This is a genomic window from Roseateles asaccharophilus, assembly GCF_004362405.1.
In the GTDB taxonomy this organism is placed as follows: domain Bacteria; phylum Pseudomonadota; class Gammaproteobacteria; order Burkholderiales; family Burkholderiaceae_C; genus Kinneretia; species Kinneretia asaccharophila.
In genome coordinates this window covers 209,248-232,728 of sequence record NZ_SNXE01000003.1, presented here as the reverse complement: position 1 = coordinate 232,728, position 23,481 = coordinate 209,248, and the positions used below count along the sequence as shown (strand labels likewise).

General features: G+C 67.6%; 28 protein-coding genes. 20 read left to right on the top strand and 8 right to left on the bottom strand.

Annotation, left to right across the window (positions count from 1 at the left end; all coding sequences use genetic code 11):
* Positions 1–6 precede the first annotated feature (6 nt).
* From DFR39_RS08920 to DFR39_RS08910, 3 genes are all read right to left on the bottom strand, one after another.
* Complete coding sequence (locus DFR39_RS08920) at positions 7–1,395, bottom strand: Y-family DNA polymerase (protein WP_246030757.1); 1,389 nt, start codon at positions 1,393–1,395, stop codon at positions 7–9.
* Positions 1,340–2,170, bottom strand: coding sequence for a translesion DNA synthesis-associated protein ImuA (imuA, locus tag DFR39_RS08915; protein WP_133603203.1), 831 nt, complete (start codon positions 2,168–2,170; stop codon positions 1,340–1,342). The genes DFR39_RS08920 and imuA overlap by 56 nt, the downstream gene beginning before the upstream one ends.
* A gap of 154 nt (positions 2,171–2,324) precedes the next feature.
* Positions 2,325–3,062 carry a Crp/Fnr family transcriptional regulator gene (locus tag DFR39_RS08910; protein WP_133603202.1) on the bottom strand — a complete coding sequence of 246 codons (738 nt, stop codon included), beginning with the start codon at positions 3,060–3,062 and terminating at the stop codon, positions 2,325–2,327.
* Positions 3,063–3,243: 181 nt separating this feature from the next.
* Between DFR39_RS08910 and DFR39_RS08905 the strand changes: the two genes are divergently transcribed.
* From DFR39_RS08905 to DFR39_RS08870, 8 genes are all read left to right on the top strand, one after another.
* A complete protein-coding gene (locus DFR39_RS08905) occupies positions 3,244–5,202 on the top strand; it encodes an AMP-dependent synthetase/ligase (protein WP_246030756.1) in 1,959 nt (652 codons plus the stop codon).
* Positions 5,202–5,987 (top strand): ABC transporter ATP-binding protein, encoded by a 786-nt coding sequence (locus tag DFR39_RS08900; RefSeq protein WP_133603200.1) that lies wholly within the window; start codon positions 5,202–5,204, stop codon positions 5,985–5,987. The genes DFR39_RS08905 and DFR39_RS08900 overlap by 1 nt, the downstream gene beginning before the upstream one ends.
* Before the next feature lie 10 nt (positions 5,988–5,997).
* Positions 5,998–6,927: a branched-chain amino acid ABC transporter permease gene (locus DFR39_RS08895; protein ID WP_133603199.1), complete on the top strand. Its 930-nt coding sequence runs from the start codon at positions 5,998–6,000 to the stop codon at positions 6,925–6,927.
* Between the two features lie 94 nt (positions 6,928–7,021).
* Complete coding sequence (locus DFR39_RS08890) at positions 7,022–8,098, top strand: branched-chain amino acid ABC transporter permease (protein ID WP_133603198.1); 1,077 nt, start codon at positions 7,022–7,024, stop codon at positions 8,096–8,098.
* Positions 8,099–8,156: 58 nt separating this feature from the next.
* Positions 8,157–9,485 (top strand): ABC transporter substrate-binding protein, encoded by a 1,329-nt coding sequence (locus tag DFR39_RS08885; RefSeq protein WP_133603431.1) that lies wholly within the window; start codon positions 8,157–8,159, stop codon positions 9,483–9,485.
* A 164-nt stretch (positions 9,486–9,649) separates the two neighbouring features.
* Positions 9,650–10,459: an ABC transporter ATP-binding protein gene (locus tag DFR39_RS08880; protein ID WP_133603197.1), complete on the top strand. Its 810-nt coding sequence runs from the start codon at positions 9,650–9,652 to the stop codon at positions 10,457–10,459.
* A gap of 122 nt (positions 10,460–10,581) precedes the next feature.
* Positions 10,582–10,878, top strand: a complete 297-nt coding sequence (locus DFR39_RS08875) for a hypothetical protein (RefSeq protein WP_133603196.1) — start codon at positions 10,582–10,584, stop codon at positions 10,876–10,878.
* Complete coding sequence (locus tag DFR39_RS08870; protein WP_133603195.1) at positions 10,871–12,133, top strand: phenylacetate--CoA ligase family protein; 1,263 nt, start codon at positions 10,871–10,873, stop codon at positions 12,131–12,133. Before DFR39_RS08875 ends, DFR39_RS08870 begins: the two co-directional genes overlap by 8 nt.
* A 30-nt stretch (positions 12,134–12,163) precedes the next feature.
* Here DFR39_RS08870 and DFR39_RS08865 read toward each other — a convergent pair whose 3' ends face one another.
* Entirely contained in the window at positions 12,164–12,715 is a 552-nt protein-coding gene (locus DFR39_RS08865) for a rhodanese-like domain-containing protein (protein WP_133603194.1), read from the bottom strand.
* A 182-nt stretch (positions 12,716–12,897) separates the two neighbouring features.
* Here DFR39_RS08865 and DFR39_RS08860 point away from each other — a divergent pair, with 182 nt between their 5' ends.
* Positions 12,898–13,863 carry a tripartite tricarboxylate transporter substrate-binding protein gene (locus tag DFR39_RS08860; protein WP_133603193.1) on the top strand — a complete coding sequence of 322 codons (966 nt, stop codon included), beginning with the start codon at positions 12,898–12,900 and terminating at the stop codon, positions 13,861–13,863.
* Between the two features lie 411 nt (positions 13,864–14,274).
* Here DFR39_RS08860 and DFR39_RS08855 read toward each other — a convergent pair whose 3' ends face one another.
* The 4 genes from DFR39_RS08855 to DFR39_RS08840 form a co-directional block, all read right to left on the bottom strand.
* Positions 14,275–15,000 (bottom strand): hypothetical protein, encoded by a 726-nt coding sequence (locus tag DFR39_RS08855; RefSeq protein ID WP_133603192.1) that lies wholly within the window; start codon positions 14,998–15,000, stop codon positions 14,275–14,277.
* A gap of 126 nt (positions 15,001–15,126) precedes the next feature.
* The gene (locus DFR39_RS08850) at positions 15,127–15,492 is read right to left on the bottom strand and encodes a cupin domain-containing protein (RefSeq protein WP_211343834.1); all 366 of its coding nucleotides are present in this window, start codon (positions 15,490–15,492) and stop codon (positions 15,127–15,129) included.
* Between the two features lie 8 nt (positions 15,493–15,500).
* Positions 15,501–15,941: a D-aminoacyl-tRNA deacylase gene (gene dtd, locus DFR39_RS08845; protein WP_133603191.1), complete on the bottom strand. Its 441-nt coding sequence runs from the start codon at positions 15,939–15,941 to the stop codon at positions 15,501–15,503.
* Positions 15,938–16,831: a cation diffusion facilitator family transporter gene (locus DFR39_RS08840; RefSeq protein ID WP_133603190.1), complete on the bottom strand. Its 894-nt coding sequence runs from the start codon at positions 16,829–16,831 to the stop codon at positions 15,938–15,940. The genes dtd and DFR39_RS08840 overlap by 4 nt, the downstream gene beginning before the upstream one ends.
* Positions 16,832–16,920: 89 nt before the next feature.
* On the opposite strand from DFR39_RS08840, the gene argB reads away from it, so the two are divergent.
* From argB to tatA, 11 genes are all read left to right on the top strand, one after another.
* Entirely contained in the window at positions 16,921–17,835 is a 915-nt protein-coding gene (gene argB, locus DFR39_RS08835; protein ID WP_133603189.1) for an acetylglutamate kinase, read from the top strand.
* A 59-nt stretch (positions 17,836–17,894) separates the two neighbouring features.
* Entirely contained in the window at positions 17,895–18,623 is a 729-nt protein-coding gene (locus tag DFR39_RS08830; RefSeq protein WP_133603429.1) for an HAD-IA family hydrolase, read from the top strand.
* Positions 18,624–18,781: 158 nt separating this feature from the next.
* Positions 18,782–19,450 (top strand): response regulator, encoded by a 669-nt coding sequence (locus tag DFR39_RS08825; RefSeq protein ID WP_133603188.1) that lies wholly within the window; start codon positions 18,782–18,784, stop codon positions 19,448–19,450.
* A gap of 82 nt (positions 19,451–19,532) precedes the next feature.
* Positions 19,533–20,177: a nucleoid occlusion factor SlmA gene (gene slmA, locus DFR39_RS08820; protein WP_211343840.1), complete on the top strand. Its 645-nt coding sequence runs from the start codon at positions 19,533–19,535 to the stop codon at positions 20,175–20,177.
* Positions 20,178–20,209: 32 nt separating this feature from the next.
* Complete coding sequence (locus tag DFR39_RS08815) at positions 20,210–21,145, top strand: ATP-binding protein (RefSeq protein WP_133603186.1); 936 nt, start codon at positions 20,210–20,212, stop codon at positions 21,143–21,145.
* On the top strand, positions 21,138–21,581 hold the full coding sequence (locus DFR39_RS08810) for an NUDIX domain-containing protein (RefSeq protein ID WP_133603185.1): 444 nt from the start codon (positions 21,138–21,140) through the stop codon (positions 21,579–21,581). Before DFR39_RS08815 ends, DFR39_RS08810 begins: the two co-directional genes overlap by 8 nt.
* Before the next feature lie 13 nt (positions 21,582–21,594).
* The gene (gene hisI / locus DFR39_RS08805; protein WP_133603184.1) at positions 21,595–21,984 is read left to right on the top strand and encodes a phosphoribosyl-AMP cyclohydrolase; all 390 of its coding nucleotides are present in this window, start codon (positions 21,595–21,597) and stop codon (positions 21,982–21,984) included.
* The gene (locus DFR39_RS08800) at positions 21,981–22,334 is read left to right on the top strand and encodes a phosphoribosyl-ATP diphosphatase (protein ID WP_133603183.1); all 354 of its coding nucleotides are present in this window, start codon (positions 21,981–21,983) and stop codon (positions 22,332–22,334) included. Before hisI ends, DFR39_RS08800 begins: the two co-directional genes overlap by 4 nt.
* Before the next feature lie 8 nt (positions 22,335–22,342).
* On the top strand, positions 22,343–22,729 hold the full coding sequence (locus DFR39_RS08795) for a hypothetical protein (RefSeq protein ID WP_133603182.1): 387 nt from the start codon (positions 22,343–22,345) through the stop codon (positions 22,727–22,729).
* Positions 22,726–23,073, top strand: coding sequence for a histidine triad nucleotide-binding protein (locus DFR39_RS08790; protein WP_133603181.1), 348 nt, complete (start codon positions 22,726–22,728; stop codon positions 23,071–23,073). The genes DFR39_RS08795 and DFR39_RS08790 overlap by 4 nt, the downstream gene beginning before the upstream one ends.
* Positions 23,074–23,233: 160 nt before the next feature.
* Entirely contained in the window at positions 23,234–23,476 is a 243-nt protein-coding gene (gene tatA / locus DFR39_RS08785) for a Sec-independent protein translocase subunit TatA (protein WP_133603180.1), read from the top strand.
* Positions 23,477–23,481 lie beyond the last annotated feature (5 nt).

Here is a 23,481-nt window from a genome sequence, read left to right as displayed (position 1 = left end):
GGTCGTTCATGCGAAGACGCCGTGCAGAAACCAGGCCGACTCCTCGCCCGAAAGCCGCTGCTGGAAGATCCACAGGAGCCCCGCCTGCGCGCTCTGCGCTAGCACATAGTCGCGCTGCACCAGGCCCGGGCCGCCGGCCTGGCCGGCCCACCAGCCGCCCTCCACGCGCTGCGGCCGGCTCAGCAGCTGCAGGGGCTGGCCCAGATAGCGGGGCTGGCTGCGCGGCGCGTCTAGGCGCAGCGGCGGCTCCAGCAGCCAGGCGGGCTGGGGGTAGAGCGGTGGCCGCGCGGCGGCCGGCCGGGCGGGGCCGGGCCAGGGCTGCCAGCGCTGCATCAGCTCCATGCGGTGGTCTTCCAGCAGCTGGCCGGCGCGCACCTGGGCCGGCCCCAGGCGCACCGAGAGCCGCTCCAGCAGCTGGGGCAGGGCTTCGGTGGCCTCGTCGGGCGCGCTGGGCAGCAGGCTGGCCGCCTGCTCGGGCTTGAGCATGATCTCGTCGGCGCGCAGGCTCAGCTCGCCCACCGGCGCGGCCAGCTCCAGGCGCGCCAGATGCTCGCCCAGCAGGCGGCTCAGATGGCGCGGCTCGCGCGTGGGCTCGGCGGTGCCCAGCTGCAGGGCGCCGTCCAGGGCCACATCGCGGCCGCGCATGGCGTCGTGCTGCCAGCTCAGGGTGAGCCGCTTGACGCCGGCCTGGCGCGCGGCCAGCCAGCCGCAGAGCTGGCGCAGCAGGCTCTCGGCGTAGTGCAGCAGGGCCGGGGCATGCTCGATGCGAAAAGGCAGCTCCAGCCGCGCCTCGAAGCGTTCGGGCAGCTGCAGCCAGACATGGGCCTCGGCGCTGTGGCCGTAGGCCCGGTCCAGGGCCAGCAGCAGGCCGTCGCCAAAGCGCCGACCCAGGGCGCGGCGCGGCAGGGCGCGCAGCTGGCCCAGGCGCCGGCAGCCCAGGCGCAGCAGCATGGCGTGGTGGGCCTGGGCCGCGCTCAGGCAGGCCAGGGGCAGGGCGTCCAGCAGCTCATCCAGGGGCCGGGCCAGGCCCTCGTGCTGGCCGGCGCGGGCCAGGGCCAGGGCGCCCAGGCTGGTGGGGGCCCAGGCCATGCCGCTCAGGCCCAGGGCCCGGGCCTCGCGCCACAGGCGCCGGTGCAGGCGCTGGGCGCCGCCGAACAGGCGCAGGCTGGCGCCCACCTCCAGCACCACGGCCTCCTCCAGCCGCGCGACGCGCGGCGTGAACTGCAGCGCCCACCAGCCCAGGGCGCGCAGGGCGGCCTCCTGCTCGGCCGCCTGGGCTGCCTGGGCCATCTGGGCCGCCCGCGTGCTGGCCACCGCCGGCCCGGTGCCGGCGGCCGGCTCAGACCCCAAGTCCCTGGGCGTGGCGAGCAGGGCGAGCCAGTGCGGCGAGGACATCGCGGGACTCCGGGGCGGTCAGGGTGATGGGGGTGGGCGTGGCCAGCGGCAGCGGCTCGTCCTGCAGCAGGCGCTGCGAGAGCAGGGGCTCCAGGGCCGGGGGCACGGCGCGCAGGCGCAACGGGGCCGCCAGGGCCGGACCGCGGCGCTTGAGCAGATGCAGCTCCAGCTCCCAGTTCGCCTGCGGCCTGAGCCGCAGGCGCAGCGGTGCGGCCGAGGACTGGGTGGCCACGGCCTCTGGGCGGAACACAAAGCAGGGCGCATGGGCGCCCAGGGCGCAGGCCTGCAGGCGGCGCAGCTGCTCGGGACTGGCCTCGGGCAGCCAGGCCATCAGGGCGCCGGCCGCATTGGACTTGAGCGCCTGCTCCAGGGCCCAGAGCGCTTGCAGCGGTGTGGCGGGCGCCAGCCAGAGCAGCTGGCGCGGCGCGAGGCCCCAGGCCGCCAGGCCGGGCAGATGGGGGGTGAAGGGCGGGTTGATCAGCAAGAGGGGGCGCCCGCCGGCCAGGGCCGGTGCCAGGGCCGGGCCCAGCAGGCGGAATTCGCAGACCCCGGGCCTGGGTTGCAGGATTTCGCTGAGCGCCTGCGCCGGCCAGCCGCCGCCGGGCAGCACGGCATCCAGCGCGGCAAAGCCGCTGGACCAGGCGCTGGCCGGGCCGCCGGCCAGCTCCGAGCCGCGCCACAGCGCCCGGCCCAGGGGGCCCTGGAGCAGGCTGGCGGCCGCGGAGCAAGCCGGGGCAGGGCCGCAGGACGCGGCTGATGCGATAGGCAGGGACATGGGGGCAGGCCGGGCGCGGGAGGCACGCCGGTGGCATGGCGTGGTGCTGTATAGATGTACAGTAGTTTACAGGCTGGAGCCTGCCAAGTCCCGGGCGCAGTTCAATGCCGCAAGCCGCGCCAGCGCATGTGGGCCATCGCCCGCGGGCGGAGTCTTATGGGTACTGGTACTGCCGCAGCCCCTGCAGATCCAGCACCCGCACGCCGCCGTACTCCACGCTGATCAGGCGCTGCTGCTGCAGGCGCTTGAGCGCCTCGTTCACGCGCTGGCGCGACAGGCCCACCAGATAGGCCAGCTCCTGCTGGGTGATGCGCAGCAGGCTGCCCACGCCGGGGTAGAGCAGGGGGTGGAAGAGGGCGGCCAGATTGCGAGCCACGCGCACATCGGGGTTGCCGATGCGGTCGGTCTCACGCGCGGCGATGAACTGGCCCAGGCGCTCGTTGAGCTGGTTGAGCACAAAGCGGTTGAAGCCGATGCTCTGTTCCAGCAGCTGGTGAAAGGTGTCCAGGGGCAGGCCGGCCACCACGCTCTTGCGCAGCACCTGGATGTTGTAGCGGTAGACCTCGCGCTTGAGCAGGGTGCCTTCGCCGAACCAGCCGCCGGGCGGCACGCCGGTGAAGGTGATGGCCTGGCCGCTGCTGTCGTCATTGCTCATCTTGAGCAGGCCGTCCACCACGCCGAACCAGTAGCTGGCGGGCTTGCCGATGCGGCAGACGCGCTCGCCCACCTCGGCATCGGCCACCTGCAGCTGGGCGATGGCCTGCTGGCGCTGGCTGGCGTCCAGCACGCCCAGCCAGGGGATGGCCGCCAGCTCGGCGCTGGTGGCGCGGCGAGCCCGCTGGCGCAGCGGGGCCGGCACCGCGGGTTCGGCAAGAAAGCCAGTGGCACTCATGGGGCTGCAAGCATGGCGATAAAGCCTCGATTTCGGACTCCGGGTTATCTCGCCCCCGGATAGACCCTAGGAATGTCGTCCTAACGACAACATGACGTCAAAGCTAGTCCTAGTATGCGTGTCAGTCCAGCGCGAGATGCCCCACAGATGGGTGCCGCGCACCGTACAGGAGACAGCGGTGGTGACGACAGCAGCAGCAGTGACTTTTCCCCAGCTCTTGCTCGAGCACGCAGCCCGGCGCCCCGACGCGCCGGCCCTGCGCGAGAAGGAGTACGGCATCTGGCAGACCCTCAGCTGGGTACAGCTGGCGGGCTTGGTGCGCGAGTTGGCCCATGGCTTGGCGGACGCCGGTCTGGGCCGCGGCCAGCATCTGGTGGTGGTGGGCGAGAACCGGCCCAGGCTTTACGCCACCATGCTTGCGGCCCAGGCCCTGGGCGCGATTCCGGTGCCGCTCTACCAGGATGCGGTGGCCGCGGAGTTTGCCTACCCGCTCAACAATGCCGAGGTGGCCTTCGCCGTGGTGGAGGACCAGGAGCAGGTGGACAAGCTGCTGGAGATCCGTGAGCAGTGCCCGCGCCTCACGCGCATCTGGTTCGATGATCCGCGCGGTCTGCGCAATTACCGCGAGAGCGGCCTGGAGTCGCTGGACGCCCTGTGCGAGCGTGGCCGCCAGCGCCTGGCCAGCCAGCCCGGCTTCTTCGAGGCCCAGGTGCAGGCGGGGCAGGCGGGTGATGTGGCCGCGATGTTCTTCACCTCGGGCACCACGGGCAACCCCAAGGGCGTGGTGCACACCCATGCCACCCTGATCGACCGGGCCCAGGCCGGCATGCGCTTCGACAAGCTGACCGAGCGCGAGGAGGTGCTGGCCTATCTGCCGCCGGCCTGGATCGGCCAGAACATCTTCAGCTACGCGCAGTGGCTGGCCTGCGGCTATGTGGTGAACTGCCCGGAATCGGCCACCACGGTGTCCATCGATCTCAAGGAGATCGGGCCCACCTACTACTTCGCACCGCCGCGGGTCTTCGAGAGCCTGCTGACCAGCGTGATGATCCGCATGGAGGATGCCGGCGCGATCAAGCGCTGGCTCTTCGCCCAGTGCATGAGCCTGGCGCGGCGCGTGGGTCCGGCTCTGATGGACGGCCAGGCCGTGAGCAGCCTGGACCGCATCAAGTACGCCCTGGGCAATGTGCTGATCTACGGGCCGCTGCGCAACACCCTGGGCCTGTCCCGGGTGCGCGTGGCCTACACGGCGGGTGAGGCCATAGGCCCCGATCTGTTCAGCTTCTACCGCAGCATCGGCATCAACCTCAAGCAGCTCTACGGCTCCACCGAGACCGCGGTGTTCGTGTGCCTGCAGCCCGACCACGAGGCCAAGGCCGATACGGTGGGCGTGCCCATCGAGGGCGTGGAGATCAAGCTGGCCGACAACGGCGAGATCATGGTGCGCTCGCCCGGCCTGCTCAAGGGCTATTACAAGAACGAGGCCGCAACGGCCGAGGTGCTCACCGCCGACGGCTGGTACCACACGGGGGACGCGGGCTTCATCGATGCCGGCGGGCATCTGAAGATCATCGACCGCGCCAAGGATGTGGGACGCCTGCGCGGTGGCGTGTTCGACGGGGCCATGTTCGCGCCCAAGTATGTGGAGAACAAGCTCAAGTTCTTTGCCCATATCAAGGAGGCCGTGGCCTTCGGCGACCAGCGCGACCGCGTCTGCGCCTTCATCAATATCGACTTCGAGGCCGTGGGCAACTGGGCCGAGCGCCGCAACCTGCCCTATGCCGGCTACACCGATCTGGCCTCCAAGCCCGAGGTCTATGAGCTGATCCGCGACTGCGTGGAAAAGGTCAATGCCGATCTGGCCCAGGACGAGCGCCTGGCCGGCAGCCAGATCACCCGCTTCCTGGTGCTGCACAAGGAGCTGGACGCGGACGATGGCGAGCTCACCCGCACCCGCAAGGTGCGCCGCGGCGCGATTGCCGAGAAGTACGCCGTGCTGATCGATGCGCTGTACGGCGGCAAGAGCTCGCAGTACATCGAGACGGCGGTCAAGTTCGAGGATGGCCGCACGGGCAGCGTGGCGGCGGACCTGAAGATTCTTGATGTGAAAACCTTTACCCCGGCCCGGAGGGCAGCCTGATGGCGAGCAAGAAGATCGGCGAGGTCATCCTCGACGTGCAGAACATCTCGCTGAGCTTCGGTGGCGTGAAGGCGCTCACCGACATCAGCTTCAATGTGCGCGAGCATGAGATCCGCGCCATCATCGGCCCCAACGGCGCGGGCAAGAGCTCCATGCTCAACTGCATCAACGGCGTCTACCAGCCGCAGCAGGGCTCCATCACCTTTCGCGGCCAGACCTTCAAGCACATGAACTCGCGCCAGGTGGCGGAGATGGGCGTGGCCCGCACCTTCCAGAACCTGGCCCTGTTCAAGGGCATGAGCGTGCTGGACAACATCATGACGGGCCGCAATCTGCAGATGAAGACCAATGTCTTCCAGCAGGCCTGGCGCTTCGGTGCCGCCGAGCGCGAGGAGACCGCGCAGCGCGAGAAGGTGGAGCGCATCATCGACTTCCTGGAGATCCAGGCCTACCGCAAGACCCCGGTGGGGCGCCTGCCCTACGGCCTGCAAAAGCGTGTGGACCTGGGGCGCGCCCTGGCCATGGAGCCGCAGGTGCTTCTGCTGGACGAGCCCATGGCCGGCATGAATGTGGAGGAGAAGCAGGACATGTGCCGCTTCATCCTGGACGTGAATGACGAGTTCGGCACCACCATCGTGCTGATCGAACACGATATGGGCGTGGTCATGGACATCAGCGACCGGGTCGTGGTCCTGGACTACGGCAAGAAGATCGGTGACGGCGCACCCGATGAGGTGCGCGCCAACGAAGACGTGATCCGCGCCTATCTGGGCACTTCTCACTGAGGCCACGACCATGGGATTCTTTCTCGAGACCTTGATCGGCGGCCTGATGGCCGGCATGTTGTACTCCCTGATCGCCCTGGGCTTTGTGCTGATCTTCAAGGCCAGCGGCGTGTTCAATTTCGCCCAGGGCGCCATGGTGCTGTTCGCGGCCCTGGCCATGGCGCGCTTCTCCGAATGGATCCCGCAATGGACCGGGCTGGAGAGCAAGCTGCTGGTGAATGTGCTGGCCTTCATCGTGGCCATGAGCCTGATGGTGGTGCTGGCCTGGGCCATCGAGCGCCTGGTGCTGGGCAAGCTGGTCAACCAGGAGGGCATCACCCTCTTGATGGCCACCCTGGGCATCACCTACTTCCTGGACGGCTTTGGCCAGACCCTGTTCGGCTCGGACATCTACAAGATCGATGTGGGCATGCCCAAGGACCCGATCTTCCTGTTCGAGAAGGTTTTCGAGGGCGGTGTGCTGGTGAGCCAGGAGGATCTGATCGCCGCCCTGGTGGCTGCCGCCCTGGTGGGCGTGCTGGCCCTGTTCTTCCAGTACACGGCCACCGGCCGCGCCCTGCGTGCGGTGGCGGATGACCACCAGGCCGCCCAGTCCATCGGCATTCCGCTCAAGCGCATCTGGGTCATCGTCTGGAGCGTGGCGGGCTTTGTGGCCCTGGTGGCCGGCATCATCTGGGGCTCCAAGCTGGGGGTGCAGTTCTCGCTGTCCCTGGTGGCGCTCAAGGCCCTGCCGGTGGTGATTCTGGGCGGGCTGACCTCGGTGCCCGGCGCCATCATCGGCGGCCTGATCATTGGTGTGGGCGAGAAGCTCTCCGAGATCTATATCGGCCCCATGCTGGGTGGCGGCATCGAGATCTGGTTTGCCTATGTGCTGGCCCTGGTGTTCCTGCTGGTGCGACCGCAGGGCTTGTTCGGCGAGAAGATCATTGACCGCGTCTGACGCGGGCCATGATCTTCCGGTGAAGACTAACTTCGCGCAGCGAAGTTAGGCGAAGCGGGTCGAAACCAAAAGATCAGTCGAAAAGAGACAAGTCATGCTCTACAGAGAAAACGGTCAGTTCAAGACCTCCTACCGCGCCGACCAGCAGGTCTTTCCGATTGCCCAGGACCGCCTCGCGATCTGGGCCCTGATTGGCGTGGCCGTGCTGCTGGTGCCGGCCATGGCCGATGAGTACCTGCTGCGCGCCATCTTCATTCCCTTCCTGATCCTGTCCCTGGCGGCCATCGGCCTGAACATCCTGGTGGGCTACTGCGGTCAGATCTCCCTGGGCACCGGGGCCTTCATGGCGGTGGGCGCCTATGCGGCCTACAACTTCTTTGCCCGCGTGCCCGGCATGCCCCTGATCCCGGCCCTGCTGCTGGGGGGCTTGTGTGCCACGGTGGTGGGCGTTTTCTTCGGCATCCCTTCGCTGCGCATCAAGGGCCTGTACCTGGCCGTGGCCACGCTGGCGGCGCAGTTCTTCAGCGACTGGGCCTTTCTGCGCATCAAGTGGTTCACGTTGGATTCGGCCTCGGGCTCGGTGAGCGTGTCGGGTCTGCAGGTGCTGGGTCAGCCCATCGAGACCCCGCTGCAGAAGTACCTGTTCTGCCTGGCCGTGGTGGTGGTCTTTGCCTGGGGCGCCAAGAACCTGGTGCGCGGCCATATCGGCCGGGCCTGGATGGCCATGCGGGACATGGATGTGGCGGCGGCCGTGATCGGCATCCGGCCGGTGCACGCCAAGCTCAGCGCCTTTGCGGTGAGCAGCTTCATCGTGGGCGTGGCCGGTGCGCTGTGGGGCTTTGTGCACCTGGGCTCCTGGGAGCCGGCGGCCTTCTCCATCGACCGCAGCTTCCAGCTGCTCTTCATGGTCATCATCGGCGGTCTGGGTTCCATCATGGGCAGCTTCTTTGGCGCGGCTTTCATCGTGGTGCTGCCCATCTTCCTGAACCAGGCCCTGCCGGCCCTGGGCGGCCTGTTCGGCTTCCATGTCGATACGGCCCTGGTCAGCCATGTGGAGTTCATGGTGTTCGGCGCCCTGATCGTGTTCTTCCTGATCGTCGAGCCGCATGGCCTGGCCAAGCTCTGGTCCACGGCCAAGGAGAAGTTGCGGCTCTGGCCCTTCCCGCATTGAATTGCAGCAGTTCAACCCGGCACCGCAGAGTGCTTTTTCCTAGGAGACAAGCGTCATGATGCAACTGAAGAAAGTCGCCGCCGCGACCCTGCTGGCTGCCGCCGGTCTGGCCGGCGTGGGAGAGGCTCTGGCCCAGGCCAAGGAGCAGTTCTTCCCGGTCCTGGTCTATCGCACCGGCGCCTATGGCCCCAATGGCACGCCCTGGGCCAATGGCTATGTGGACTATCTCAAGCTGGTCAATGCCCAGGGCGGCATGAACGGCGTGAAGATCTCCTACGAGGAATGCGAGTTCGGCTATGCCACCGACCGCGGCGTGGAGTGCTATGAGCGCCTGAAGGGCAAGAACGGCGGCGCCACCGTGTTCCAGCCCCTGTCCACCGGCGTGACCTTTGCGCTCACCGAGAAGGCCCCGGCCGACAAGATTCCGCTGATCACCGCCGGTTACGGCCGCAGCGAGAGCCAGGACGGCGGCGTCTTCAAGTGGAACTTCCCCCTGATCGGCACCTACTGGATGGCGGCCGACGTGCTGATCCAGCATCTGGCCAAGAAGGAAGGCGGCTTCGACAAGCTCAAGGGCAAGAAGATCACCCTGGTCTATCACGACAGCCCCTATGGCAAGGAGCCGATTCCCCTGCTGCAGGAGCGCAGCAAGATGCATGGCTTCGAGCTGAACGCGATTCCGGTCACCCACCCCGGTGTGGAGCAGAAGTCGGCCTGGCTGCAGATCCGCCAGCAGCGTCCCGACTATGTGCTGCTCTGGGGCTGGGGCGTGATGAACACCACCTCGCTCAAGGAGGCCCAGGCCACCGGCTATCCGCGCGAGAAGATGTTCGGCGTCTGGTGGGCCGGCGCAGAGCCCGATGTCAAGGACGTGGCCGAGGGCGCCAAGGGCTACAGCGCCCTGACCATGCAGCACGGCGTGCACCCCGATGCCAAGGTGACCCAGGACATCCTCAAGCTGGTCCATGCCAAGGGCCAGGGCACGGGGCCCAAGGAAGAGGTGGGCCAGGTGCTCTATATGCGCGGCATGATCTCCGCGATGCTGGCCGTCGAAGGCGTCAAGCGCGCCCAGGAGCGTTTCGGCAAGGGCAAGGTCATGAGCGGTGAGCAGGTGCGCTGGGGTCTGGAGAACCTGGCCCTGGATCAGAAGAAGCTGGACGGCCTGGGCTTTGCCGGCGTGATGCGCCCGGTGTCCACCTCCTGCGCCGACCATATGGGCTCGGCCTGGGCGCGGGTGCAGACCTGGGACGGCAAGAAGTGGGCCTTCAGCTCCGACTGGTACCAGGCCGACGAGATGATCCTCAAGCCCATGGTCAAGCAGGCCGCCGACAAGTACGCCACCGAGAAGAAGCTGGAGCGCCGCACCCCGGCGGACTGCCAGAGCTGATCGGCGAGGCGGATCAGCTCTGGCTGCGCCAGATCCTGTTCGCTCCCACCCCTGCCCCGCCCTCCGGGAGGGCGGGGTCAGCAACCCCACCCCGTCCCTCCCCCGAGGGGAGGGGGCTCATCACAGCGCCGCGCGCGACGTTGTGCTGAGTTGAAAGGCAAGACATGAGTAGCAATGTGCTTCTGAACGTCAATGGCATTGAGGTGATCTACAACCATGTGATCCTGGTGCTCAAGGGCGTGTCCCTGCAGGTCAAGGAGGGCGGCATCGTGGCCCTGCTGGGTGGCAATGGCGCGGGCAAGACCACCACGCTGCGGGCCGTTTCTAATCTGCTGGCCGGCGAGCGCGGCGAGGTGACCAAGGGCAGCATCGAGCTGCGCGGGGAGCGCATCGAGAAGCTCACGACCTCGGACATGGTGGAGCGTGGCGTGATCCAGGTGATGGAGGGGCGGCATTGCTTTGCCCACCTCAGCATCGAGGAGAACCTGCTCACCGGCGCCTACACCCGCAAGGACGGCAAGGCCGCAGTGGCGGCCACGCTGGAGAAGGTCTACAACTACTTTCCGCGCCTGAAGACGCGGCGGACCTCGCAGGCCGCCTACACCTCGGGCGGCGAGCAGCAGATGTGCGCCATCGGTCGCGCCCTGATGGCCAATCCGAAGATGGTCTTGCTGGACGAGCCCAGCATGGGCCTGGCGCCGCAGATCGTGGAAGAGGTGTTCGAGATCGTGAAGGATCTCAATGCCAAGGAAGGCACGACCTTCCTGCTGGCCGAGCAGAACACCAATATGGCCCTGCGCTATGCCGACTACGGCTACATCCTGGAAAGCGGCCGCGTGGTCATGGACGGCGAGGCCAAGGCCTTGCGCGAGAACGAGGACGTCAAGGAGTTCTACCTGGGCGTGGGCGGTGGCGATCGCAAGAGCTTCAAGGATGTGAAGAGCTACAAGCGGCGCAAGCGCTGGTTGGCCTAGCCCACCCCCTACGCGCTGCGCGCGCCCCCTCAAGGGGGCGAGCCCGTAGGGCCGGCAAAGCCGGACCCTCGGGCTCCGCTCAGTCGCAGCGTGGGATTCGTGTGACCGATGCGGACTTCGACATGAGTGAAAACGACTTCTTTGCCCCGCCGGCTTTCAAGCCGGAGGAGGCCTTGCTCAAGCTGCGGCGGGAGTTGCGCGATCTGGGGCTGAGCGAGCGCGCGGGCGTGTTCGAGCGCAAGGGGCAGGCCATTGCCAAGGCGGCGGTCGACGGGGCGGTGCTGCAACTGGCCCTGGTCAAGCGGCCGGCGCGCACGCCGGAGTGGGTGGGCAAGACGGTCAAGGACCACGCGCAGCTGCGCGACTTCGTGGCCACGCTGAAGAAAAACCTGTCGGGATGGAGTGATGGCGATGAGTAGCAGTGAGTCCTTCTACGACGCGCAGGAAACCCGTGGGACCGACGAGCGCGAGGCGGCGCTGATGGCCGCGCTGCCGGCCCAGATCGCCCATGCCCAGGCGCGGGCACCGGCCTTCGCGGGCCTGCTGCAGGGCGTGGAGGCGGCGCGCATCGCCTCCCGCGCGACGCTTGCTACCCTGCCGGTCACGCGCAAGTCCGAGCTGCTGGCGCGCCAGCAGGCGTCGCGTGCGGCCGGGGGCGATGCCTTTGGCGGCTTCTCGGCCATAGGCTGGGGCGCGGCGCGGCGCGTGTTCCAGTCGCCCGGCACGATTTACGAGCCCGAGGGCGCGCGCGGCGACTACTGGCGTGTGGCCCGCGCCCTGCATGCGGCCGGCATGCGGGCCGGTGAGCTGCTGCACAACAGCTTCAGCTACCACCTCACGCCGGCCGGCTCCATGATGGAAACCGGTGCCCATGCCTTGGGCTGCACGGTCTTCCCCGGCGGCGTGGGCAATACCGAGCTGCAGCTGCAGGCCATGGCCGAGCTGCGGCCTCAAGGCTATGTGGGCACGCCCAGCTTCCTCAAGATCTTGCTGGACAAGGCCCAGGAGTCGGGCCAGCGCCTGTCCATTGCCAAGGCCCTGGTCAGCGGCGAGGCCTTTCCGCCCTCGCTGCGCGACTGGCTGATCGAGCGCGGCGTGCAGGCCTACCAGTGCTATGCCACGGCCGATATCGGCCTGATCGCCTATGAAACCCTGGCCCGCGAGGGCCTGGTGCTGGACGAGGGTGTGATCCTGGAAATCGTGCGACCCGGCACCGGCGACCCGGTGCCCGAGGGCGAGGTGGGCGAGGTGGTCGTCACCACCCTTAACCCCGACTACCCCCTGATACGCTTCGGCACCGGCGATCTCTCGGCCGTGCTGCCCGGCGCCTGCCCCACGGGTCGCAGCAACACCCGCATCAAGGGCTGGATGGGCCGGGCCGACCAGAGCGCCAAGGTGCGCGGCATGTTTGTGCATGCCAGCCAGGTGGCCGAGCTGCTGCGCCGCTTTCCGGGCCCGCTGGGCCGGGCTCGTCTGGTGGTGGAAGGCGAGATGGCCCAGGACCGCATGACGCTCAAGGTGGAGCTCAGCGGCGCCGCCCCCGAGGGCCTGGCCGATCAGCTGAGCACAGCCCTGCGCGACATCACCAAGCTGCGCGGCGAGGTGCAGCTGCTGCCGCCGGGCAGTCTGCCCAATGACGGGCGCGTGATCGAGGACGCACGCAAGTACGATTGAGTGGCGCAGGGGGCCGGCGCGAGCCGCCGCTCAGCGGCTGGCGAGCTGCTGGCCCGTGGCTGCCGGGTCCAGCGTCGGCGTGTCGCGCAGCGCTGCGGCGGCCATGCGCAGGACGGCGCCGTCGGCCGCGGCCTCCACCAGATGCTGGGGCACGGGCAGGCGGCGAGCGGGCTGGCTGACGGTGCTGTAGCCGGCCATTTCCCATTCCGACACCCCGCCCACCAGCCAGTCCACCCGGCCGCTGGCCAGGCGGCTCAGGCGCTGGTGCAGCGCCTGGGCGCGCGCATCACCGGGCTCACCGTAGATCAGCACCGGCCGCGACAGGTCCAGGCCGGCCTCGGAGACGGCGCTTGCCAGGCTGGCCGCGTCCGCGGCCGGATCCAGCGCCAGACGCACCGCCCCGGGCAGCAGGCGAGTGCCGTCGCTGCGCAGGTCCCAGACCTGGCTGCCCGGCAGCTGCAACCTTTGCTGGGCCGTGGCGGCCGAAACCGGCTCGGCCGCCACGGGCAGCGCCGGCGAGCCAAGGCACAGGGCGGCCAGCAGGGCGGTGAGAACGTGGCGGGCGGAGCTATAGCGCATCATGGCCGCCACTGTGGCAGGCAGCGTTTAGACCGTCCAATACAGAGTGGCAAGAACCTTATTCGAATCGAATCTAAGGTCCAATGAAGTCGCCCTGGGTTTACGTAATTCCCGATACGGCATGCGCACAGGACTCTCCTAGCATGAGGGCTCCCCCCATCACATCCAACACGCAGAGGAAGACAATGAAAAAGCTCTTGCTGTCCCTGGCGGCCTCCATGGCCGTTGGCGCCGTCTGGGCCTACCCCGACAAACCCGTGAACATCGTGGTGCCCTTCGCGGCCGGTGGTCCGACCGACAAGGTGGCCCGCGATCTGGCGGAATCCCTGCGCAAGACCCTGGGCGCCACCCTGGTGATCGAGAACGTCGGCGGTGCCGGCGGCACCCTGGGCGCCACCAAGGTGGCCAAGGCCGCACCGGACGGCTACACCCTGCTGCTGCACCACATCAGCATGGCCACCTCGCCGGCCCTGTACCGCAATCTGCAGTACAAGACCCTGGACGACTTCGAATACCTGGGCATGATCAACGAAGTGCCCATGACCCTGATCGGCAAGCCCGGTCTGCCGGCCAACAACTATGCCGAGCTGAGCAAGTGGCTGGAGGCCAACAAGGGCAAGATCAATCTGGCCAATGCCGGCCTGGGCGCCGCCTCGCATCTGTGCGGTCTGCTGTTCCAGAGCGCCATCAAGATCGATATGACCACCGTGCCCTACAAGGGCACCGGCCCGGCCATGACCGATCTGCTGGGCGGTCAAGTCGACATCATGTGCGACCAGACCACCAACACCACCAGCCAGATCGAGTCCGGCAAGGTCAAGGCCTATGCCGTGACCACCCCCAAGCGTCTCAGCACCCCGGCTCTGGCCAAGCTGCCGACCCTGGACGAGTCGGGCCTCAAGGGCTTCAATGTGAGCATCTGGCACGGCCTGTATGCGCCCAAGAACACGCCCAAGCCCGTGGTCGAGAAGATCAATGCCGCCCTCAAGGCCGCGCTGAAGGACCCCGAGTTCATCAAGCGCCAGGAAGCCCTGGGTGCCGTGATCATCACCGACAAGCGCGTCGAAGGCGCCGAGCACAAGAAGTTTGTCGAGGCCGAGATCAACAAGTGGGGCCCCGTCATCAAAGCCGCCGGGCAATATGCCGACTGAGGACCGAGGACAGGCCACTGCGGCCTGTCCGACGCCTCAGGAGGGGCCTGACATGTCCCGCATGTCAGGCGCGGCCTGCCAAGGTGACTGAGGACCGAGGACAGGCCACTGCGGCCTGTCCGACGCCTCAGGAGGGGCCTGACATGTCCCGCATGTCAGGCGCGGCCTGCCAAGGTGACTGAGGACCGAGGACAGGCCACTGCGGCCTGTCCGACGCCTCAGGAGGGGCCTGACATGTCCCGCATGTCAGGCGCGGCCTGCCAAGGTGACTGAGGACCGAGGACAGGCCACTGCGGCCTGTCCGACGCCTCAGGAGGGGCCTGACATGTCCCGCATGTCAGGCGCGGCCTGCCAAGGTGACTGAGGACCGAAGCATGGAACAAAGCCCGTCATCTGACGGGCTTTGTCGTTTCAGCGCGTCTCCAGATCAATGCTGCGTACCGGCTTGCCCTGTTCGTCCAGGAACTGAATGCTGGGCTTGCCCTCCGGCGTTACGGTGAGCACCAGGCGTTGCCGGCCCTGGGCGTCGCTCAGGGCCAGGGTCGAGGCCTTGGCGGGTGTGGTTCCAAGGCGCACGCGGTTGGCAGGCAGCAGGCCCTCGCGCCCCATCTCCTCGATGGCGCGTCGGCGTGCGGCCGGGTCAAGCTTGTCCAGGGCATTGAAGCGGGCTGTGCGCTCCATGGCGTCGGGGCCCAGGCTGTCCGGCTCGTCATTGATCGCCAGCTGACTCAGGGTCTGCCCGCCCTGCTCGGCATGAAGAATCTGGATGACCTGGTCCTGCCGAAAGCGGTCGAAGCTTAGGCTCAGGCCCGAGTCCGGCTTGCCATCCCGGCCGATTACCCCCTTTTGGATCAGGCCGCCGCTTTCGGTGCCCTCGTCATTGACGAAGAGCATGCCGGCGAAGTCCTTGCGATCCGGGCGGGGCTTCTCGCCGCCGCGCCAGGGGGCGCCCGGAAACTGGCCTCGATTGGAAATGACCATGCGCAGGGTGCCGTCGGGTTCGCGAATATTGATGCGCCCTACATTGATTTCGTCAAACTGGGTCGGCGGCGCCTTGGCACCGGTTAGCAAGGTCAGGGCAATCAGAGCACTGGCGCTGGCGGCGCAGCCGCTCAGGAAGCTGCTCAGCTTGTTCATCTTGGATCTCCTCATGGCTGGTGGCGATGAGAGGCATCCTAGAAATGGCGGCTTGGGCCGTCGTGTGCGGCACGATCACTCGACAGGCCGGCCGACGAATGGCAAGCCAGGGCGATGGCAGGAGCCTCAGCTTCCCAGGTCCACCAGCACGAACTGCTTGCGCACGGCCTCCAGCACCTCGAACTCGCCCTCGAAGCCGGGCGGGATCACCGCGCCCTGGCCGGGGCCGATCTCGGTGCAGGCGCCGGCGGCATCATGCAGACGCACCCGGCCCTGCAGCACATGGAAGAACTCCTGGCGCTGGGGCGGGAAGGCGATGCGCCAGCGCCCCGGCTCGCATTCCCACACGCCCGCGCTCACGGGCCCAGCTTCGTGCAGGGTCCAGGTTTTGCGCTGGGGGGCTCCCTGCACGCGACGATCCTCGCGCGGCTGGTCGTGCTGGGGCATGAGGCCGTCGGTGCGGTCGAGCAGGACGATGGCGGGCTGCTTCATGGCGGACCTCATTGGATGCGCATGGGGATGGTGACCGGGCCGTCATTGACCAGATGCACCTGCATATCGGCGCCAAATTCCCCCGCAGCCACCACGGGGTGGAGTTCGCGGGCGCGCGCCAGCAGATGGTCGTAGAGCCGGCGGCCCTGCTCGGCCGGGGCCGCGCCGCTGAAGCTGGGTCGGTTGCCGCCGCTGGTGTCGGCCGCCAGCGTGAACTGCGAGACGATGAGCAGGCCGCCGCCCAGGTCCTGCAGGCTCTTGTTCATCTTGCCCGCCGCGTCGCTGAAGATACGCAGCTTGAGCAGCTTGGCCAGGAGCTTGTCGGCCTGGGCCTCGGTATCACCGGGTTCGGCGCAGACCAGCATCAGCAGGCCGGGGCCGATGGCGCCGGTCACGCGGCCGGCCACTTCCACGCGGGCCTCCCGCACACGTTGCAAGACGGCAATCACATCAGATCCTTGGGGTCGTCGAAATGGGCTTCCACATCGCTGGGCAGCAGCTGGATGCTGGCGCGCAGGCCGGGCACGGCCTGCATCAGGGCCCGCTCCACCGCATTGCGTAGCGCGGCCGCCTGGCCCAGGGACCAGTTGGCCGGCATGTGCATATGCAGATCCACGAAGCGGCGCTGCCCGGCGTGGCGGCTCACGATATGGTCAAAGCGAACCGGGTCGGCCTGGGTGAAGCGCGCCAGCACCTCGTGGATGGCCGCCTGGGACGGCGCGTCCAGCGCTTCGTCCATCAGGCCTTGCGAGGCACGCCAGATCAGATGCACGCCCTCGCGCAGGATATTGAGGGACACCAGCAAGGCCAGCAGGGGGTCCAGCCACAGCCAGCCCGTGAACCAAACGCCGATCAGCCCGGCCACCACAGCGGCCGAGGTCCAGACATCGGTGAACAGATGGCGGGCATCCGCCTCCAGGGCCATGGAGCGATGCTCGCGTGCCTTGCGCAGCATGGCCCAGGCCAGACCGCCGTTGAGGGCCGAGCTGATGACGGCCAGGGCCAGGCCGAGGCCCAGGCCCTCGACCGGCTGCGGATCCATCAGGCGATGGGCGGCCGCCCAGGCAATGCCCAGGCCGGCCGCGATGATGAGCACACCCTCGAAGCCGCCCGAAAAGAACTCGGCCTTGTGATGGCCGAAGGGGTGCTCCTCGTCGGGGGGCCTGGCCGCAATGCTTACCATGGCCAGCGCGAACATGGCACCCGCCAGATTGACCAGGGATTCCAGGGCATCGGCCGCCAGGCTGACGGAGCCGGTCCACCACCAGGCGCCGGTCTTGAGCGCGATGGTGGCGAGCGCCACGCCCACCGAGAGTTTGAGATAGCTGGCCACTTGCATGGCCCCGATTGTCGCCGCGCCAGCCACGGCTCCCGCTTGCTGGCGTCCTACAATCCCGCGCAATTTCCTGAGCCGCAGCGAGACCCAGCATGAAGACCGAGCCCACCGCCCACAGCAGCGACGTATCCCATATCGCCCCGCGCGAGAAGGCCGAGATCCTCTCCCAGGCCTTGCCCTACATCCGCAAGTTCCACGGCAAGACCATCGTCATCAAGTACGGCGGCAACGCCATGACCGACCCGGAGCTGCAAAGGGACTTTGCCGAGGACGTGGTCCTGCTCAAGCTGGTGGGCCTGAACCCGGTGGTGGTGCATGGCGGCGGTCCGCAGATCGAGGGACTGCTCGGCAAGCTGGGCAAGAAGGGCGAGTTCATCCAGGGCATGCGCGTCACCGACGAGGAGACCATGAATGTGGTCGAGTGGGTGCTGGCCGGCGAGGTGCAGCAGGACGTGGTGGGCCTGATCAATGCCGCGGGCGGCAAGGCCGTGGGCCTGACCGGGCGCGACGGCGGCATGATCCGCGCCAAGAAGCTCAAGGTGCAGGACAAGGACGACCCCAGCAAGGAACACGATATCGGTCAGGTGGGCGATATCGTCTCCATCGACCCCAGCGTGGTGAAGGCCTTGCAGGACGACCAGTTCATTCCCGTGGTCAGCCCCATCGGCTTTGGCGAGCACAACGAGAGCTACAACATCAATGCCGATGTGGTGGCCGCCAAGCTGGCCACCGTGCTGCAGGCCGAGAAGCTCTTGATGCTCACCAACATCCGTGGCGTGCTCGACAAGCAGGGCGAGCTGCTGACCGAACTGACCCCCAAGCGCATCGATGAACTGGTGGCGGACGGCACCATCAGCGGCGGCATGATCCCCAAGATCGCCGGTGCCATCGACGCGGCCAAGAGCGGCGTCAACGCGGTGCACATCATCGATGGCCGCGTGCCGCATGCCATGCTGCTGGAGATCCTCTCGGATCAGGCCTACGGCACCATGATCAAATCACATTGAAAGCTCCCCCCCTACGGCCTGCGGCCGCCCCCTCAAGGGGGCGCACCCGCAGGACCGGCATAGCCGGATCCTCGGGTGCCGCTCGGGAAAACCAGCTCGGGTCCGCCTCGACCCGCGCTTCGCGCACGGTCTGGTTTTTTGATCTGGACAACACGGTCCACAACGCCTCGCACCATGTGTTCGGGGCGCTGAATGTGGCGATGACGGATTACATCGTTCGTCATCTGGGCGTAGATCGACCCGAGGCCGATCGCCTGCGCGGCCTGTACTGGGCGCGCTATGGCGCCACGCTGTTGGGGCTGGTGCGTCACCATGGCGTGCGCGTGGACCACTTCCTGCAAGAAACGCACAGCCTGCCGGGCCTGGAGGCCCTGGTTCATAGCCACGCCCATGATCTGGCGGCCCTGCGTCGCCTGCCGGGGCGCAAGATCCTGCTGACCAATGCGCCCGAGGTCTACGCCCGCCGCGTGCTCAAGGCCCTGGGCCTGCAGCGCTTGTTCGAGCGGGTGATCGGCTTTGAGTCCATGCGCATGTTCGGCCAGCACCGGCCCAAGCCCGATACGCGCATGCTGCGCTGGGTCTGTGCCCGCCAGCGCCTGGCGCCCGGGCGCTGCGAGCTGGTGGAAGACACCCTGGTGCATCAGAAGGCGGCCCGGGCCGTGGGCATGCGTACCGTGTGGATGCAGCGCTGGGTGGGACAGCACGGCCCCGAGGCCGGCGTGCGGCTGCGCCGCCGGCCGGTCTATGTGGATCGGCGCGTGGCAGGGCTGGCGAGCCTGATGCGCTGAGCGCTTGGCCGCTGTGGCTGGCCTGACTCGACGCCCGAGGCAATCCCCAGAATCGTGTCGCGTCCATGCCGCTGCATCCTCCGCATGGGGGGAGGGTGGCGGCTTGTCGCTCGGATGGGGGGCAAGCAGAATGAGGCACCTCCCTGCGCCCCATCGCCATGCCCGATTTTTCCGTGCTGATTGTTGAAGATCAGGTCAGATTTCGCGAAGCCTTTCAACTCGCCCTGGCCTCGGTGCCGGATATCAAGCTGCTGGGTATCGCCCCTGATCTGCCGCAGGGACGCAAGCTCTTCGACCAGACCCAGCCCGATGTGCTGCTGGTGGACCTGGACCTGCCGGGCGGCAGCGGCATCGAGCTGATACGTCATGCGGCTCAGACCCGGCCTAGCTGCGATGTGATGGTGATCTCGGTGTTCGGCGACGAGCAGCATGTGCTCTCCAGCATCGAGGCCGGCGCCACCGGCTACCTGCTCAAGGACTCTCTGGCCCTGGATCTGGCCGGCCAGCTGCGCACCCTGCGGTCCGGTGGCAGCCCCATCAGCCCGGTCATCGCGCGCCGCCTGCTGCTGCGTCTGGCGCCCGCCATCAGCGGCCAGACGCAGCCGGCCCCGCTGGAGGATGAGTCGGCCGTGGCCTTGTCCGAACAGGAGTCGCGTGTGCTGCATCTGGCGGCCAAGGGCTTTACCTTCGATGAGATCGCGCAGTTCATGCAGGTCTCGCCGCATACCGTGATGACCTATGTGAAACGCACCTACCGCAAGCTGCAGGTGCGCTCCAAGGTCGAGGCCATCTACGAGGCGCGGCGTCTGGGCTGGCTGCGCGACTGAGCCCGGCGTCGCGCAAGGCCGGGCGGTTGTGGTTTCGGGCTGTGCCAGAATGGTTTTCAACCCCAGCAGCCCACCGGACCCGATGCACGCCGCCATTCCTGCAGAAGCACTCCCGGATGATGTCCCCGCCGCTCCCGAGGCGCCTCGCAAGCGGCCTCGCCCCGGGGAACGCCGGGTGCAGATCCTGCAGACCCTGGCCGGCATGCTGGAGCAGCCCGGCTCCGAGCGCATCACCACCGCGGCCCTGGCCGCCAAGCTGGAGGTGAGCGAGGCGGCCCTGTATCGCCACTTCGCCAGCAAGGCCCAGATGTTCGAGGGCCTGATCGAGTTCATCGAGAGCAGCATCTTCACCCTGGTCAAGCAGATCGGCGAGCGCGAGGCCTCGGGCCTGGTGCAGGCCCAGAAGATCGTGGCCGTGCTCTTGCAGTTCGGCGAGCGCAATCCCGGCATGACCCGCGTGATGGTGGGCGACGCCCTGGTCTACGAGAACGAGCGCCTGGTGGCGCGCATGAACCAGTTCTTCGACCGCATCGAGAGTGCGCTGCGCCAGGGCCTGCGCCAGGCGGCCGAGGACTCCGGCTCCGCCACGCCCACGGTCGATGCCCAGGCCCAGGCCTCGGTGCTGATCAGCTTTGTGATCGGTAGGCTGCAGCGTTATGCGCGTTCCGGCTTCAAGCGCATGCCCAGCGAACAGCTGGAACCCGCGCTGCGCATGCTGCTGGGCTGAGTCTCTGCGGCGCCCTATAAACTGGCGGCCCTATGTCCGCCTCTCCAGAAGCCCTGACCTCCCTGATGCAGCGCGCCGAAGCGCTGCTGAGCCGGCTTGAAGCCGTCTTGCCTCAGCCCTTGACCGCGCCAGACTGGAGTGCCTCCGTGGCCTTCCGCGGCCGCCGCCGCGCCGGCCGCCTGGTGCTGGAGCCGGTGCGCCATGTGGCCACCATACGCCTGGCCGACCTCAAGGAGGTGGAGCCGCAGAAGGAGCGCCTGCTGCGCAATACCGAGCAGTTCGTGGCCGGCCGACCAGCCAACAATGTGCTGCTCACCGGCGCCCGTGGCACGGGCAAGAGCTCGCTGATCAAGGCCGTGCTCAACGAGTTTGCCGCCCAGGGCCTGCGCCTCATCGAGGTGGACAAGAGCGATCTGGTGGACCTGCCCGATCTGGTGGATCTGGTGGCGGGCCGGCCGGAGCGCTTCGTGATCTTCTGCGACGACCTCAGCTTCGACGAGGGCGAGCTGGGCTACAAGGCCCTGAAGTCCATGCTGGACGGCTCGGTGGCCGCGGCCAGCGACAACGTGCTGATCTACGCCACCAGCAACCGCCGCCATCTGCTGCCCGAGCAGATGAAGGACAACCTGGCGGCCAAGATGGACGAGAACGGCGAGCTGCATCCCGGCGAGGCCATCGAGGAGAAGGTCTCCCTGTCCGAGCGCTTCGGCCTGTGGATCAGCTTCTACCCCTTCAGCCAGCAGGAGTACCTGGAGATCTGCGTCCAGTGGCTGCGCTTCTATGGCCTGGACGAGGCGCAAATCGCAGCCGCGCGTCAGCCGGCCCTGGTCTGGGCCCTGGAGCGTGGCTCGCGCTCGGGCCGCGTGGCCTTCCAGTTCGCGCGCGATCTGGCCGGCCGCGGCCCGGCCGAGATGGCGCTGCCCAGCACCATCCGTGGCGAAGCACCGGAGGGCCTGGACCATGTCTGAGGAACGCGTGCCCGTCGATGTGGCCGTGGGCGTGCTGGTGGAGCGCGACGATCAGGGGCGCGAGGGGCGTTTCCTGCTGACCTCGCGGCCCGAGGGCAAGGTCTATGCCGGCTACTGGGAGTTCCCCGGCGGCAAGCTGGAGGCCGGCGAGACGGTGGAGCAGGCGCTGCGGCGCGAGCTGCACGAGGAGCTGGGCATCACCATCGGCGCGGTCCATCCCTGGAAGGTGGAGATGATGGACTACCCGCACGCCCGCGTGCGCCTGCACTTCTGCAAGGTATTCGATTGGAGCGGCGAGTTCGAGATGCGCGAGCAGCAGCGCATGGCGTGGGACCAGCTGCCTGTGCAGCAGCAGCCGGTGCTGCCCGGCACCATCCCCGTGCTGCAGTGGTTTGCCCAGGAGCGTGGCCACACCGGCCCCACCCATCTTGGCTGAGTACACTGGCGCCATGGATTGGCTGGAACAGATCAAATGGGACCGCGACGGGCTCGTCCCCGTGATCGCGCAGGAACGCGATAGCGGCGATGTGCTGATGTTCGCGTGGATGAACCGCGAGGCCCTGGCCCGCACCGCCGAGCTGGGTCAGGCGGTCTACTGGAGCCGCTCGCGGGCCAAGCTCTGGCATAAGGGCGAGGAGTCCGGCCATTTGCAGATCGTGCATGAGATGCGCCTGGACTGCGACAACGATGTGGTGCTGCTCAAGATCACGCAGCAGGGGCACGAGCCCGGCATCGCCTGCCACACTGGCCGCCACAGCTGCTTCTTCCAGCGCTACGAGAACGGCGCCTGGCAGACCGTGGAGCCCGTGCTCAAGGACCCGGAGCGCATCTACAAATGACCCAACTCGACAGCCAGGACGTGCTGGCCCGCGTGGCCGCCGTCATCGAATCGCGCAAGCCCGCCGCTGGCGGCGATGCCGCCGCCAGCTATGTGGCCAAGCTCTTCAGCAAGGGCACCGATGCCATTCTCAAGAAGGTGGGCGAGGAAGCCACCGAGCTGGTGATGGCCGCCAAGGACGGCGACGCACAGAAGATCGTCTATGAAACCGCCGATCTGTGGTTCCACTCGATGATCGCGCTGGCGCAGTTCGGCCTGACGCCGGCCGATGTGATCCGCGAGCTGGCGCGGCGCGAGGGCCTCTCGGGCCTGCAGGAATTTGCCCAGCGCCCCGAGAACCGCGGAGGCTGAAGCCCATCATGAACCAGACCGTCGAGACCGTGGTGCTCGATCCCGTGCGGGCGCAGAATCTGCGCGCGGTGGGCATCGTCAGCTATGTGCTGCACACCATCGTGGCCCTGGGTGCGCTGCTGCCGGGCATGCAGGTGAGCGTGCTGCTTCTGCTGGTGGCGGTGCTGATCGATCTGATCAAGCGCGGCGATGCCCAGGGCAGCTGGCAGGCCAGCCATTTCCGCTGGCGCCTGCGCAGCGTGCTGTTCGCCGGTCTGGCCTATGCGCTGACCGCACCGCTGTGGCTGCTCCTCCTGCTGCCGGGCTGGATTGCCTGGTGCCTGATCTCCATCTGGTTCCTCTACCGCATCGTGCGCGGCTGGACCACCCTGAACGCCAAGCAAGCCATTCAATGAGCCACGATCCCAACTGCATCTTCTGCAAGATCATCGCCGGCCAGATCCCGGCCAAGAAGGTCTATGAGGATGAGCACATCCTCGGCTTTCACGACATCCATCCCTGGGCGCCGGTGCACATCCTGCTCATTCCCAAGCTGCACATCGCCAGCATGGTCGAGCTGCAGCCCGAGCATGCCGAGCTGATGGGCCGCATGGCCGTGCTGGCGCCGCGCCTGATGAAGGAGCTGGGCGTGAGCAATGGCTTTCGCACCGTGATCAACACCGGCGCGGACGGCGGGCAGGAGGTCTATCACCTGCATATGCATGTGATGGGCGGCCCGCGCCCCTGGGCGAAAGGCTGAGCCGGGACCGACCGACGCCCGGCAAAGGAACGGCCATGTCATGCATGGCAGGGCTGGGGGGACCGAGGTCGGTCATATGAGGGCCGGGGCCGTATAAGCCCCGGCGAAGAATTGTCATGCAGGCCCCCTAGAATGGCGGTCTTGTTTCCAGGAGATGACTATGGGTTCGTTCAGCATTTGGCACTGGCTCATCGTGCTGGTCGTGGTGGTGCTGATCTTTGGTACCAAGAAGCTCAAGAACGTGGGCTCGGATCTGGGTTCCGCCGTCAAGGGTTTCAAGGACGGCATGAAGGACGGCGGTAGCGGCAACGGCGCCGAAGCGGCGGCCCCGCAGCAGCAGGTTTCGGCCAGCAAGGCGCATGACCCCAACACCGTCGACGTCGAGGCCAAGACCAAGTCTTGACTCCG